Source organism: Mesorhizobium sp. B2-4-7, from assembly GCF_006442685.1.
Lineage (GTDB): Bacteria > Pseudomonadota > Alphaproteobacteria > Rhizobiales > Rhizobiaceae > Mesorhizobium.
The window spans coordinates 1,067,086-1,081,602 of the sequence record NZ_VFVH01000001.1 but is presented as its reverse complement, the minus strand read 5'-3'; the positions used below and the strand labels follow the sequence as shown (position 1 = coordinate 1,081,602).

At 60.4% G+C, this 14,517-nt stretch carries 13 protein-coding genes; 5 read left to right on the top strand and 8 right to left on the bottom strand.

Annotated elements, in window-relative coordinates:
• The first annotated feature begins 225 nt into the window (after positions 1-225).
• Positions 226-1,194: a transglutaminase-like cysteine peptidase gene (locus tag FJ946_RS05390; RefSeq protein ID WP_140515173.1), complete on the top strand. Its 969-nt coding sequence runs from the start codon at positions 226-228 to the stop codon at positions 1,192-1,194.
• Positions 1,195-1,322: 128 nt separating this feature from the next.
• Here FJ946_RS05390 and FJ946_RS05385 read toward each other — a convergent pair whose 3' ends face one another.
• The 7 genes from FJ946_RS05385 to FJ946_RS05355 form a co-directional block, all read right to left on the bottom strand.
• Positions 1,323-1,958 (bottom strand): ribbon-helix-helix domain-containing protein, encoded by a 636-nt coding sequence (locus FJ946_RS05385; RefSeq protein WP_140515174.1) that lies wholly within the window; start codon positions 1,956-1,958, stop codon positions 1,323-1,325.
• Positions 1,948-3,237 carry an HlyD family type I secretion periplasmic adaptor subunit gene (locus tag FJ946_RS05380; protein ID WP_140497322.1) on the bottom strand — a complete coding sequence of 430 codons (1,290 nt, stop codon included), beginning with the start codon at positions 3,235-3,237 and terminating at the stop codon, positions 1,948-1,950. Before FJ946_RS05380 ends, FJ946_RS05385 begins: the two co-directional genes overlap by 11 nt.
• Before the next feature lie 45 nt (positions 3,238-3,282).
• Complete coding sequence (locus FJ946_RS05375) at positions 3,283-5,415, bottom strand: type I secretion system permease/ATPase (RefSeq protein ID WP_140564444.1); 2,133 nt, start codon at positions 5,413-5,415, stop codon at positions 3,283-3,285.
• Between the two features lie 40 nt (positions 5,416-5,455).
• Positions 5,456-6,904: a TolC family protein gene (locus FJ946_RS05370; RefSeq protein WP_140564443.1), complete on the bottom strand. Its 1,449-nt coding sequence runs from the start codon at positions 6,902-6,904 to the stop codon at positions 5,456-5,458.
• A 388-nt stretch (positions 6,905-7,292) separates the two neighbouring features.
• Positions 7,293-7,706 carry an MAPEG family protein gene (locus FJ946_RS05365; protein ID WP_140564442.1) on the bottom strand — a complete coding sequence of 138 codons (414 nt, stop codon included), beginning with the start codon at positions 7,704-7,706 and terminating at the stop codon, positions 7,293-7,295.
• Positions 7,707-7,782: 76 nt separating this feature from the next.
• On the bottom strand, positions 7,783-8,271 hold the full coding sequence (locus FJ946_RS05360; protein WP_140564441.1) for an SRPBCC family protein: 489 nt from the start codon (positions 8,269-8,271) through the stop codon (positions 7,783-7,785).
• The gene (locus FJ946_RS05355; protein ID WP_181167660.1) at positions 8,268-8,585 is read right to left on the bottom strand and encodes a metalloregulator ArsR/SmtB family transcription factor; all 318 of its coding nucleotides are present in this window, start codon (positions 8,583-8,585) and stop codon (positions 8,268-8,270) included. Before FJ946_RS05355 ends, FJ946_RS05360 begins: the two co-directional genes overlap by 4 nt.
• 261 nt (positions 8,586-8,846) lie before the next feature.
• Between FJ946_RS05355 and FJ946_RS05350 the strand changes: the two genes are divergently transcribed.
• From FJ946_RS05350 to FJ946_RS05340, 3 genes are read left to right on the top strand one after another with little or no spacing between them, the layout of a single operon-like run.
• Positions 8,847-9,737, top strand: a complete 891-nt coding sequence (locus FJ946_RS05350) for a D-amino-acid transaminase (protein WP_140564468.1) — start codon at positions 8,847-8,849, stop codon at positions 9,735-9,737.
• Positions 9,738-9,753: 16 nt separating this feature from the next.
• Entirely contained in the window at positions 9,754-10,782 is a 1,029-nt protein-coding gene (locus FJ946_RS05345; protein ID WP_140564439.1) for a P1 family peptidase, read from the top strand.
• Between the two features lie 2 nt (positions 10,783-10,784).
• Positions 10,785-11,585: a M55 family metallopeptidase gene (locus FJ946_RS05340; RefSeq protein WP_140564438.1), complete on the top strand. Its 801-nt coding sequence runs from the start codon at positions 10,785-10,787 to the stop codon at positions 11,583-11,585.
• On the opposite strand, the gene FJ946_RS05335 is transcribed toward FJ946_RS05340, so the two are convergent.
• Positions 11,572-12,552, bottom strand: coding sequence for a LysR family transcriptional regulator (locus FJ946_RS05335; protein WP_140497338.1), 981 nt, complete (start codon positions 12,550-12,552; stop codon positions 11,572-11,574). The two genes, FJ946_RS05340 and FJ946_RS05335, sit on opposite strands and share 14 nt — an antisense overlap.
• Before the next feature lie 294 nt (positions 12,553-12,846).
• Here FJ946_RS05335 and FJ946_RS05330 point away from each other — a divergent pair, with 294 nt between their 5' ends.
• A complete protein-coding gene (locus FJ946_RS05330; protein ID WP_140564437.1) occupies positions 12,847-14,472 on the top strand; it encodes an amidohydrolase in 1,626 nt (541 codons plus the stop codon).
• Positions 14,473-14,517 lie beyond the last annotated feature (45 nt).

Genomic DNA, 14,517 nt, shown 5'->3' with positions numbered 1-14,517 from the left:
TGGCATTTTTTACGCGTGGTAAACTGGGAGCATATATTCTGTTATATAAGTCGATATGTGCCGGTGCGGATGAGGCCTCGCCCCCTGTTGTATGGTAAATAGAAGTATAAATTCAAATAAAATTTTACGAAAAATAGCGGAAACAAGTTTCGTCGCCATTATCTACCTTCATTGCCAATAATTTGAGACAAGATCGGTACCGTCCACAGTCAAAAGGTGGGCGTTATGAAAAAAGAAAAAACCGCGCCGGGAACAGCCGGCCTCAAGCTACTCTTGCTGACGATCAGCCTCGCAGGCCTGCCGCAGCCATCGCTCGCGAGCGTCCATTTAGAGGGCACCGCTTCGGTCGGCGGGCTTGTTGAAGACGTGCGGATGCCGCCCAGCCTGGGCGGCGTTTCCCTGGAAAGATTCCAGCCTTGGCGACCGGCGGTAGGATACCAGCCCGACCTGGTTTCCATGAGTTACACGATCGACGATGCCCAAGCGGGCGTTGCGCCGGCGCCTGCGAATGTCGGAATTGATCCCATCAAGACGGCAACGATTATCCCCGGCGTGTTCGGCTCGGTCGCGTTGTCCATGCATAACTTTCCCGTCGCCGCGCGGTGGGCACCGGTCTACCAGGCAATTGTCGGCTGCTCGGCGGGCAGTGCCTGCGAGCAGAAGAGTGCGGCTTTTGCCAGGCTGATCTCGTCGGCACAGGGCAAAGGGTTCAGCGAGAAACTGTCATTCGTCAACAGCGGCATCAATCACCTGATCGCCTACAGGAAGGACAGCGTCATCTATGGCAAGCTCGATTACTGGGCAAAGCCCACCGAGGTGCTCGATAAGCGCGCCGGCGACTGCGAGGATTTCGTCATACTGAAGATGACGGCGCTGCTGAGGGCCGGCATCCCCGCGCAAAGCATGGCGTTGGTTGTTCTCCAGGATCGTAGGCGGGGATTCTTCCATGCGGTCCTGTCGGTAAGCACGGCAAGTGGCGTGTTCATTCTCGACAGCCTCAACAACACCGTGCTGCGCGACAGCGATCTCCCCGATTATGTGCCGCTTTATTCCTTCAGCACGGACCGAGCCTGGATCCATGGTTCGAGATCGGGCAGCGCGCAGGTCGCGGAGATCAAGGGCGGTTTTGCAGGCGTCGCGCCCGGCGAGGGATTGCAGCCCGACACGGCTTCTGGAGCGCTTGCCCGTCGGTGAGCAACCGCGGTTCGCCGGCTTTTATGGAAAACGCCGAACCGCTCTATCTCTTTGTTTTGCGCAATTCCCAAGGGAAAGCGCTACACGCTTTTCCCGGGAAGCGTTTCGCACTTTTCCTGGAACTGCTGCTAGCCGCTGACGAATGCCATCAGCAGGTCCTGCCCGACCAGCGGTGCTCGCACGGCATTCAATTGGCCGCGATATCGGCGTTCGCCGGCGCCGATGACGAACCCGCTGGCGACCGGAATCTCGCCATTGGCATCCAGCCGCGCGAAGATGTCCGCCACGTTGAGATCGAGCGCCAGCCTGAGATCCTGACGCCCGTCATCGCTCGGCGCCGTCGGCAATTGGCGCTTTACCAATTGTTGGAACGGAGCGTTGAAGGTCAGGATCTTTTTCGACGATGAAAGGGCGAAGGCGGGCGAGGGGCAGGCGACCAGTATCGCGGTGATCGTCCTGATCGACGCAAGCCTCTTCAACGTCAGGTTTTCTTCCGTCAAGTCACGAATGCAGGCAACCCTGATCGCCGACGTCAGATTGCCGGCCGGAGGCTGGCTCTCGGCGATCTCATCGACAAGCATGCCGATCGTGCATTTGCGGCTTTCCGCCATCTGCCTGAGCGACGTCCAGAACGTCCGCTCCAGGCGGATGCCGCGGCGGATGCCGCGGCGCGCGACAACCCGGAACTCCATGCCGAGGTCTTCCGTGGCCATCGGCACGAGCAACCGCTCGAGAACAGCGGGAGGCGTGGCGCTATCGTTCACTCATCGCCTCCTCTCGTGCCTTGTTGATGGGTTTCAGCAGGTAGGTCAGGATCGTCTTGCGGCCGGTCTTGATGTCGACGGAGCAGATCATGCCCGGGATGATGGAATAGGTCTTGCCATCCCGAGTCAGCGTCGACCTGTCGGTCGCGACGCGCACCTGATAATAGGGCTCGCCTGTCTTCTGGTCGACGAGACTGTCGGCGGTGATGTTCGAGACCTTGCCTTCGATGCCGCCGAAGATCGAGAAATCATAGGCGGTGACCTTGATCAGCGCCTCCTGGTCCGGCCGGATGAAGGCAACGTCGCGGGGCGAAACCCGCGCTTCGACCAGCAAGGTCTCCGAAGTCGGAACGATGCCGGCGACCACCGCGCCGGGCTGCACGAAGGCGCCAACCGTATTGATGTCAAGCGTGTTGACGATACCGTCGACTGGAGAACGGATGTCGGTGCGGGCCACCTTGTCGGTCGCGCCGCGAATGGTTTCATCGACCACCGAGAGGTCAGCCAGCGCCTGCGTGAGGTCGCTCAGCGCCTCTTGTTGCAGCTGCAGGCCGAGCTCGTCGACCTGAAGCTGGGCCTCGGTGATAGCCGATTTGGCTTTCTTGGTGGTTTCTCCAGCAAGCGTCAGCTGCCCATTGAGCTCGGTCTGCTCGCGTTCGACCCGGAGTTGCTCGGTTCGCGCCATCAGGCCTTTCTTGACCATGGCTTCGACCAGCTTTGCCTCCTGGTCGCTGACGACCAGATTCTTCGTGAGGCGATCGGAATTGGCGGTCGCCTCGTCCAATTCCTTCTCGCGCTGATCGAGGCGCGACTTGAGAACCGACAGCTTGACTTCGAAGTTGTCGCGGCGGGCGACGAGCAGCTTCTGCTCGTTGTCGCAGATTTCCGGGGCGACCTTCTGGATTTCGGCTGGACATGGAAATTCGCCTTGCAGATCGCCGCTCTGCTCGAACTTCAGCCGTGCAATGCGGGTCTGTAATGCCCGTGCCTTGGCCTGTTGCTCGCCAAGGCTGGAGGTGTTGAACGTATTGTCGAGGCGGATGATGAGGTCGTTCTTCTTCACGACCTGCCCGATCTTGACGGCAATTTCCTGGACGACGCCCGGCTCGCTGGCCTGGATGATCTGCGTTTTGGAAGCAGGTATGACCTTGCCGTCGCCGCGTGCGATTTCATCCACCTCGGCAAAGGACGCCCAAGCAACGGAAGACACGAAGAGTGCACCTATGATAAATATGGACGCCGACGCAAAGAGCGGCGGCCGGTCTTCTCTTGCAAGCATTTCCCACGGCCCCAACGCATTGAATACTTTGATAGTTTTCGTTCTTCAGGTGCTTTTTTTCTGCAGCGCCTGTATCACTTGGTCCTTTGGTCCATCGGCAACGATCCTGCCTTGCTCGATGACGATAAGCCGGTCGGCAAGTTCGAGCATGCTGAAGCGGTGCGTCGAGACGATCAGCGTGGTGTTTCGATCGAAAGCCACTTTGAGCTGCTTGATCAGTTGACGCTCGGAAGCCAGATCCATCGAGCCGGACGGCTCGTCCAGGAAGACGACTTTCGGTTTCGTCAGCAACAGCCGGGCGATCGCCATCGTCTGTCTCTGGCCGCCCGAGAGATTGGTGCCGCGCTCGCCGACATTCATGTCATAGCCACGCGGGTGGCGGGAGACGAAATCGTCGACGCCGGCGGCCTTGGCCGCTTCGACGATCTGCTCATCGGTCGCCTCCGGACAGGCCATCAAAAGATTTTCCTTGATGGTGCCTGAAAACAGATCGTTCGCCTGCGCGACGATGCCGACGGCGGCGCGAACCTCGGAGGGGTGGTATTGACGGATGTCGATGCCGTCCAGCAGCAGTTCGCCGGAACTCGGCAAGAAAAGCCTGCCGATCAGCCGCCCCATCGTCGTCTTTCCCGATCCTATGCGGCCGATGATGCCGATCCGCTCCCCCGGCTTCACGGAGAAATTCAGGCCGGTCAGGACTTCGTTCTCGGAGCCGGGATAGGTAAAGCCGACGTTCCGGAACACCATGGCGCCGTTGCGGATGGGCCGGTTGACGAAGCCCACAGTGTCCGGACGATCCTCCGGCTGAGCCATGATCGAATTCACCATCCGCAAAGAGAGCATGGCCTGGCGCAATCTGGACAAGGTGATGGCGATCTGCCCGAGCGGGGCCACAGCCCGGCTGGCCAGCATGACGGTGCCGATGATGGCTCCGGTGGAGACATGTCCTTCGGAGAAGGCGTAGGCGCCGGCCACCACCAGCGCGACGGTGACCAGCTGCTGGATGGCCTGCGTTATATTGCCGGCGGCGGCCGAAAGCTGCTTGATCTTCTCGGAGGTGTTGGAGGCGTTTTTGGAATGCTCTCCCCATTTTCGCAACAGGTAGGCTTCGGCGCGCAGCGACTTGATCGTCTCCAGCGTGGAAATGGATTCGACCAGCAGCGCCTGGCGCTGCGAGGCCTCGTTCATGGAGGCCGCCACACGCTTGCCGATGCGCCGCTGCGTGACCAGTCCGACGATCACCGACGCGACGAAGGCCAGCGCGGGTATCATGACCAGCCAGCCGCCTATCGCATAGATGACGAGGAGAAAAACAAACACGAAAGCCGTGTCGATGAACACGCTGATGGTGTTGGACGTGAAGAATTCGCGCACGAATTCATATTGGGTCACGCGATTTGCGTATTCGCCCGTCGAGCCCGGCCGTGCCGCCAGAGACGAGTTCAGCACCTTCTCGAACAGCATGTATGAAATGCGCAGATCCGCCTTGCGCCCGGCATAGTCGATGAGCGATGCCCGGGAGGTCTTTAGCAGCAGATCGAACAGGATGACCGCGCCGATGCCGATGGCCAGCACCCAGAGCGTCGATATCGCTTTGTTCGGCAGGATCCTGTCGTACACGTTCATGGTGAAGATCGGCGAGGCGATGGCGAGCAGATTGATGAACACCGCCGACAGGACAACCTTCGAATAGGTGCGCCAGAACGGCCCCATCGTTCCCGTCAGCCAATGTCGCCGCTCGATTTTCGGCGCCGAGCCGACGCTCATGGCCTCCGTCGCGTTGGCGTAGGTGATCGAGAAGGACGCACCGCCGCTGATATAGCTGTTGGCCAGTTCCGACCGGCTGATCGTGGTGCGCCCGTCCTCCTGGGGAGCGGTGAAATATTCGCCGGCTTCACCATCGGCCAGCAGCGCGACCGGCAGCTGGCTGACGCGAAAGACGATCGCGGGGAGGTCGATGCGCCCCCGAACAAAGTCGCGATGGCTGAACTCGGTTATTTCAAGGCCGACGCGCTCGGCAAGATGCCGGATCGCGTCGATGTCGATGCGCGTTTCCGCCAGCGGCACGCCGGCAAAGAGCACGGTTTCGGCGCTGGGGCGGCCGAGATATGCGGCGACGGCCGAAAAGCAGGCCTTGAAAGCCTCTTTCGGTGACAGAATGTTGGGTTGCTGGTTCACGATCCGCCCGCGGGGACTCTCGATCGATCCTTAGGCCCGCCTATTTTTTCCTGACCGGTGCCAGAATATCGAACGGCACGTCGTTTTTCTGTTCCGAGGGCGTGCGCGCATAGGTTTCGGTGTCGGCCGTTTCCGGCGCGGCGAACTCGGTTCGCGCGTATGCCGTAGCCTGTTTTGGCGGGTGGACGTCCATCGTTTTCAGCAACTGCCCGGTCGCCGCCAGAAGCCGATATTGCGCGAAAAGGGATGCGTAGGACGCGGTCTCGGCCAGTGTCGCGGTGTTGAATCGCGTGTTCTGCGCATCGAGCACGTCGAGCAACGAGCGCTGACCGACCTTAAACTGTTCGCGATAGGACGCGACCAGCTTTTCGTTGGAGACTGCTTGTAGCTTCAGGGTCTTGGCCAGATCGGCCTGCCGGAAGCGACGATCCCATGACGTGCGAACGGCTTCCTCGATCTCTCGGAGAACCTGGTGCATCGCGAGCCGCTGCTCGCTGGTGCGGCGGATCTGCTCCTGCTCATTGGCCTTGTCGATGCCGCCCCGATAGAGATTCCAGCGCAACACCAGACGTGCCTGCAGATCGGATGCGTCTCCATTGTCGCCGTCAATGTCGTAGCCCGCCCGGGCAGAGCCTTCGGCAATGATCGAAGGGCCGTATTTCGCCCGCGCCGCGTCCACCAGCGAGGCCGCCGCGGCAATATCGCTGTTGGCCATGTGGACGCGCGGGTTGCTCTCGCGCGCAAGGCCCAGCGCATCGTCCAGCGACCTTGGCAGCGTGCCGGACACGTCGGCCGGCCTCGCTGCATTGGTCAGCGGCTTGCCGACGGTCTTGAAAAACCGTATCCGCGCGGCCTCCAGTTCCTCCGACGCTTCCTGCATGCGGGCCTTGGCCGCGAACAGCCGCTCCTCGGCCTGTTGCCGGTCGGCTTCGTTCAACCCGCCGCCGGCAATGCCTTCCTGGATGTCGTGGAGGATTGCTTGATGGAAGCCCAGGTTTTTCTTTGCCTCGGCAACAATCGAAGCCTGGAGCATGTATTCGAGGTAGTCCTGGACAACAGAGAGACCGATGAATTCCGACCGTTCCAGCACCCGAAACGACGCGCCATCGACGCGGGAGGCCTGGCGGTTCAATTCTGCGCGCCTTGCGCCGCTGTCATAGAGCGTCTGCGAAACGGTCAGGTCTGTTTCTGCCGGGTAAAGCGCGTCGTCCTCTATCGAGAGTGCGCGCCGTGATGAATTGTCGAGACGACGAGCGCCAGCCGACGCCTGCAGGTCGACGCTGGGCAAATAGAGGCCCTTTGCCTGACGCAATTCGAACTCGATCGCTTCGCGATTTTCTATGGCCTGGCCGATCTCCGGATTGGATTCGACCGCTACCGCCACCGCCTCCTTGAGCGTGAGGGCGTTCGCCCCCCCGCAAGTCAGCATCGTAGCCGCCATCAAAAGACCAAGGCGCTTGCCTATGGCCGACATGCCAGTTCTGTTCATTTAGCCCACCCGTTTCCCCAACGCCTTCCTCAAGGCGCTTAAGCGGGCCAACCCCAGGCCCACCATTGCCGAATTACCCGATATATTCAGAAAATACGTGAGCGAATATTAATTTAGGCGACTCTAAATGGGTTTTCCCAGTCATGAGCAGCGACATGTAGCAAAAATAACACATAACAACGGGGCCGATGGGGGTGGGAGAATGCCGATCGGCTGCAACGAAAAATGCCTTGGTTGGAGCGGTGAGGGCACTTTTTGAAAAATCGCGCAGTGGTTCCCAACAGTTGGACACGCTTGCCCGGGCCGAGACGGTGGCGCTGTTGCCGAACGGGGATGCCGGACGCGGACTATAAAACGGATGTAGCCTCCGATAAGTGCCGATAACGCGTCAATGGAATGCTGCCCATCCAGTCACAAGAATAAGGGCAAGCGTAACCAGCGCTCCCGAAACGTACAGAACCGTCCTGACACTGCCTCCCTTTGCGGCGTTTCCGCCACGTAGGTAGATTCCCAGATGAATCAGGCGTATCGCCAGGTGCAGCCCCACAAGCGTCGCCAAAGTGGTCGGTCCAACACCAACCATCATCGCCAGCACCGCGGGCACGACAAAGGGCGCCAGCGCCTCAACCGAGTTCATGTGGACGCGGTCGATCCTGTAGAGCCTGTTGTGGTCGTCCGCCGGGACTACCGGTCCTGAAAGTACCCCTGCAAATCCCTTGGACGAACCGGAATAGACCGCCAACACCACCGACAGCAAACAAAGCGTAAGCACGCCGAGGATGCTTAACCAATAGACTTCCATGTTGTCTCTGCTCCTGGAATCTCAGTGGGCGATACGGTGCTTGCGAGTCATACCCCCATGAACTGCAACGCGGTTGTCAGGCTGCCCGATGGTTGAACAGGCCGTGGAACCGTTGCAGGTAGAGCGGCCAGCCCTGATCGCTATCAACTGCACCCCTCACGCCCTCCCAGCCTTGCCCATGGCGCTCGAAATGCCGGTGCTCGATCTCAACCCGGGTTCTGTTCTCGGTCTCGGCCGTGAATCGGACCTCCCATTCGCTCGTCTTGTTCGGGTCGGTCTCGATCTGCCACCGAGGGCTGATGTCCCAGCTCAGAACCAGCCGGCTGGGCGGATCGTAGGCCAACACACGAGCCCAGCGGCACTCGCTGCCATCCACACCTCGGTCGTAAACGTGCCCTCCGACCCGGGGTTCGAAGATCGTTTCTGCGATCGGAACGGCAAGAAGATTGTGCTCTCGAGGTTTGAATCTCCCGAAATCCTCGGTGAAAACCTTGAAGGCATGCACAATGGATGCCTCGACGACGACGAAATGCCTTACGGGCGCGAGTGCAGGGTCCTTACTCATGCTTGGTCCTTTTTTGGATACTCGACGGCTAATTTGTAGCCCGCCAGGGTCTTGCTCCAGAACTGGTCGATTTCCGCGCGCAGGCCTGCCAGCCCATCCTGATCGATACGGTATATGCGTTCTTTGCCCGAGCGCGTGTCGGCCACAAGCCCGGCAGCCTTGAGTATCTTCAAGTGCTGAGAGACGGCCGGCCGGGTTACAGGCAGGGCACGAGCAAGTCCGCTGACCGAACAGGGCTGTTCGACCAGCAGTTCGAAGATCGTGCGCCTTGTCGGATCTCCGAGCGCTGTCCAGTAGTTCGCGTTAGTAGTCACTAACGCGAACTTAAATCGATGGCCGCGACCTGTCAATATCGGGAGGTCAACGATGCGTCGTCCAAGCCCCCGTCCGGCTCCGCGGGATTAAAGGAAACCATTCAGCGACCTGCGCCGTCTCGTGGCGTGAATCATGCGGCCGTCGCAGGGAGTGCCAGTTGCGCTTTGACGGTATCGGCATACCGAATTGCATTTTTTGAATTGGTCTTTGCCGACCTGCCTTGGCATTTATCGAGCAGTCAGTTGATGCTGGGATCGAGGATGGCCAAAGTGGCGCAAGTCTATTGCAATCGGCGTTACATGCCCGAAGACGAGGCGCGCATCGGTCTCTTCGATCGGGGATTCCTCTTTGCAGACGCGGTCTACGAGGTGACCGCCGTGATCGGCGGCAGGCTGATAGACAATGATTTCCATCTCAATCGTCTCCAGCGGTCGCTTGCCGAGATATGTATTCCCATGCCCGTGACGCTGCCTGAGATGGAAGCCATTCAATTGGAACTGATCTCGCTCAACGGATTGGATGAAGGAACGGTCTATCTCCAGATTTCGCGCGGCGAAGCCAAGCGCAATTTCCTGTTTCCCGATGATCTTGAGCCGACCATGGTCGCCTTCACAAGCGCCCGCAAACTCGTAGGAACCAAGGCTCAGGCCGAAGGCGTCGCCGTCGACCTGGCGCCTGATCCGCGCTGGGCGCGGCGCGACATAAAGACCGTCATGCTGCTGGGGCAGGTTCTGGCAAAGCATGCTGCAAGCGAGAAAGGCTTCGATGATGTCTGGTTTGTCGAGGGTGGACAGGTGACCGAGGGCGCATCGGCGACGGCTTTCATCGTTACGCACGACGGCCGTGTCATTACTCGCGCCAATTCTCAAGCCATCCTGCCCGGCTGTACGCGGCGAGCAGTGGCGCGTCTATGTGAAGACCAGGGCATTTTGTTTGAAGAGCGTGCGTTCTCGCCAGAGGAGGCGTTTTCGGCGGCGGAAGCGTTCCTGACCTCCGCCTCGAGCCTGGTCACCCCCGTCATCCGTATTGCCGGCCACAGGATCGGAAACGGCCAACCTGGTCCATTGACACGCCGCCTGCAGGAAATTTACGTCCAGACAGCTTTTGCAGAGATGAACGGGCATGCGGCCGGAAGAGCGGCCCTTGCTTGATGAGTGGGATGTGAAAATGGGCGCGGCACGGCGTTTAGGCCTTGGCATGGGGCGGCTGCCGCCCGGCCCGAACAATGCGATCACGGACGTGCCGGGTGTCCTGGTCGGCCACAAGACGATCATCGCCGACGGGCTGGCGACAGGCGTCACCGCCGTCTTGCCCCATGGCGGCGACCTGTTCAGATCCAAGGTCAGGGCGGCGGTCGATATCATCAACGGTTTCGGCAAGTCCGTCGGGCTCATGCAATTGTCCGAACTGTGCACGATCGAAACGCCGATCCTTCTGACCAACACGTTCTCGGTCGCACCATGTGCGGAGGCGCTGATCAAGGGTGCCATTGCCGCCAACCCGGAGATCGGGCGCAAGACCAGCACGGTCAATCCCGTCGTTTGCGAATGCAACGACGGCGGCATCAATGATATTCAGGCAATGGCGGTCACCCGGCATGACGCCGAAGCGGCGCTGGATGCCGCGAGCGCCGGTCCGGTCGAACAGGGCAGCATCGGCGCCGGCACCGGAATGACGTCGTTTGGCTTCAAGGCGGGTATCGGCAGCGCGTCCAGGTCTGTCGAGATCGGGTCTCGCGCCTTCACGCTTGGCGCTCTGGTGTTGTCCAATTTCGGCAGGGCAGGGGATCTTGTCCTCCCGGATGGCCGCAGAGCCGATCCCAAAGGGCTCGGCGAGCCTGAAAGCGGGTCGATCATCATCATTCTCGGCACGGATATTCCTCTTGACGACCGGCAATTGAACCGTGCCGCCAGCCGGGCCGGCGCCGGCATTGCCCGCCTCGGTTCGTATTGGGGACACGGCAGTGGCGATATCGCCATCGCCTTCACGACCGCCGATCCTCTGCCGCACGTCTCGCCTTCACCGTTCATTTCGATTTCGCGTGTCGATGACAGATACATCGACCTCGTTTTCGAAGCGGTTGTGGAAACCACGGTCGAGGCCGTTCTGAACGCCCTGTGCGCCGCGCAAGGCGTGGTTGGACGAAATAGACGCAGGATTCCGGCGTTGACCGACTGGCTGAAGGAGCCCCTTTGAGCATGAAGATTTTCATTTCGGCCGATATCGAAGGCACCGCGGGCATTCAATCCTGGGACGAGGCGGAAAGAACGCATGCCGACCACAGGGAATTCCGCGAAGTGATGACCGGGGAGGTCCTGGCCGCCTGCGAAGGAGCGCGAGCCGCTGGCGCCACCGAAATCATGATCAAGGATGCGCATGACAGCGGGCGCAACCTTATTCTCGAACGCATGCCGCCTTTCGCGCGCATCGTGAGGGGCTGGTCGGGACATCCGGACGCAATGATGTTCGGGATCGATGAAAGCTTCGATGCCGCGCTCTATACCGGCTACCATTCCAAGGCCGGCGTCGAGGACAACCCGCTTGCACACACATCGACATTGCGAATATCGCGGCTGATCCTGAATGGCGAAACAGCGTCCGAATTCACATTGAATGCGTTGTGCGCCGCGCGCTATGGCGTGCGCTCGGTATTTCTTTCCGGCGACGAAGGCATTTGCGCCGACGCCAGAGCCCTCGTCCCGGGGATAGCCACTGTCGAAACCCTCAAAGGCATCGGCGCGGCCACCATCTCCCTGGCGCCTGCGGCGGCGCGCGGCGCAATATGCGAGGGCGTTGAAAGGGCGTTGCGCGACAGGGCGCGGCAAGCTTTGCCGTCAATGCCGGAAAGGGTCGAGATCATCATCGAATTCAGCAATCCCGTCGATGCCTATCGCGCTTCCTGGTATCCCGGAGTGCGCCGGCACGGGCCACGTGCCGTCGCCTTTGCATCGAACGACTATTTCGAGGTGCTGCGCGCCTTCCGCTTCATGAAGAGCTGAAGGTCGCCGTGCCCGCGGCTGGCGCGGCGGGCTTCAACGTTTGCGCCAGCGCCTTGGATGATTGCCAAAGAGCCTCTACCATGGTGCTTCGCGTCTTCTCCGAGCTGCGATACAATCGTATCTCGAGATCGAGCGTCCATGTGCTGTCATTCGAACAGATGACAAGGGCTCCATTGGAGATGTCGTTCTCGACGAGGCTTTCTGGCAGCCAGCAGATGCCCGCGCCGGTCAGCGCAAGTTCCTTGAGTCCGGCGCTTATTGTGCTTTCATGCACTGTCTGACGCCGGAACGGCGAGTGCTTCGAGAAGAGTTTTCCGAGGGCGACGCCAAAGAAAGAGCTGTAACCATAGCCCAGATAGGGCAAAGCTCGCTTTGCCGTTTCCGGACTGTCCAGAATGCCCGCCGCGGGCACGGTCGACTTGTCGAAGCGCAGTTCCGGCGCCGCGACCGGGATGAGCCGATCCGATCCGATAGCCAGATGAGAAAACTTGTCGCGATCCAGGTGAAACGGCACTTCACGGTGCGCATAGGTCAGGAAGAAGTCGGTTTCGCCATCGGTCAGTGCAGCCAGGTTCGCCTCGATGCCACCCCTGTCAGCCATGAAGGATGTGCCGAAGGTGCGAGTGTTCCGCTGCACCTCCCGCAGCCAAACCGGAAAGAACGTGATGGTCAATGTGTGAAGGGCCGCAAAGCGTACAAGCCCCTGTTCCGCAGGCGGGCGCAGAGACTCGCGCACCGAATAGAACATCCTGATGGCGTCTTGCGCCATGGGAAGAAAATTGCGTCCGGCCGATGTCAGTTCGGCCGGCATGGTGGCACGACTGATGAGCGGTGCTCCGAGCCACGTCTCAAGCTGCTTGATGCGCCGACTGAAGGCCGACTGGGTGACATTGCGGATTTCGGCTGCCCGCGAAAAGCTCGATGTTTCTGCAAGTGTCACGAAATCTTCGAGCCATTTGATTTCCACGCGGCCTCTCCTCCACTGCGTTCGAGCATTGATCGAACCGCAATGGGGAACATATTTCATTATAATTGCTATGTTATGCAAATTTTGCATGCTTGATTGCGAAAACCGAATTGGCCTTGTGATCGCCGACGCCCCAACGTCTGCAAAACGAAAAAGCTGACAACTGGAGCCGGTGGCAGGGGAACGTGACGTCGAGCGCGGGAGAAGAATCTGACCGCACACGAAACGGAATGCCACTCAAAGTCAAATCTATGTCGGCGACGTCCGTGAACGCCGGGGAGAAGAAAAGGCAGCATGAATTCGCAGAACCAAGCCGATCTCGTTTTGCATGGCGGCAAGATTTGGACCGGTTACGGAAATCCGATCGCGGAGGCGATTGCGGTCTTGGGCAACCAGGTCGTGGCCAGTGGCTCCAACGCCGATATCAAGCCCCTGATCGGAAAGGGCACGAGGGTCGTGGATCTGGCCGGGCGCTTCGCAATGCCCGGTTTGAACGATGCGCACCTGCATCTGATCTCGACGGGGCTCCTGCGTGGCAAGGTCGATGCGACGCCCGATGCCGCGCCGACCCGCGGCGCGCTGATGGCTGCGCTGCAGGCACGGGCCGCCGAAACGCCCAAAGGCGCATGGGTGACCGCGCGCGGTTTTGACCAGACCCGATATCCGGACGCACTGATGCCGACCGTGAAGGAGCTGGACGCCGCCCTGCCGGATCATCCCGTTTCGGTCACGCGCGCCTGCGGCCATGTCACTGTCGTGAATTCGCTGGCGCTGGCGCTGGCGGGAATCGATATGGACACGCCCGATCCGGATGGTGGCGTCATTGGGCGCGAGGCCGGGCAACTGACCGGAATGCTGGCTGAGAACGCCCAGAACCTCGTCTACGACGTCCAGCCGACACCCTCTTTCGCCGAGATACTCGATGCTATCGAAGCGGGGGGCCGTGACCTCCTACGGTTCGGCATAACGTCCTGCATGGACGCGGCCACTGGCCAGATCGACGGTATGACCGAGATCGAGGCTTATCATGAGGCCGAGCGCAGCGGCCGGCTCCCGGTACGGGTCTGGGCAACACTTCTGGGCGACCCCGGTTCGTCCATCGTCGAGCCTTGCCATGCCGCGGGTCTCGTTACCGGGGTCGGCAGCGACATGTTCCGCATAGGCGGCGTGAAGATATTCACGGACGGCTCGGCCGGCGGACGCACGGCCTGGATGCGCCAGCCATATATTGGCCAGCCTGACAATTTCGGTGTCCGGATGCTGCCAGACGCTCAATTGTTCGAACTGGTCGACCGCTACACCGCAATGGGCTACACCATGGTCTGCCATGGCATTGGCGATGCCGCCATCGACCAGCTCGTGCGGGCTTATGAACGTGTGCGCGCCGCCAGGCCGGATCACAAGCACCGGCACCGGATCGAGCATTGCGGTTATGTCGATGGTGCCATCAATCAGCGGATGTTGAAGGCAGGCATCCTGCCTGCGCCGCAGCAGGCCTTCATCTATGATTTCGGCGACGCCTACGTCTCTGTTCTCGGGCCGGAGCGCGGGTTGCGCTCCTATCCGATCGGAACCTGGGATCGCCTCGGCATGAAGCCGTCCACCGGCAGCGACTCGCCGGTCTGTTCGCCCAATCCCTTCCCGGACCTCTACGCCATGCTGACGCGCAAGACGCACAAGGGCACGGTAATGGACGCTTCCGAGATACTGACGCCCGAGCAGGCGTTGCGCGCCTATACCGAACATGGTGCCTACTCCCAGGGCGCGGAAATGGTGAAGGGCCGGCTGGAGCCTGGAATGCTCGCGGACATCGCCGTGTTCTCCAACGACCTCCTGACGGCCACACCGGAGACAATCCTGCGTGAAACGCGCTGTGAGATGACAATTCTGGATGGGCGCATCGTCCATGAAGGAAGTTGAGGCGGAATGCCGGCTGGGCCCGTCTCTGACAGGAAATCACCAACG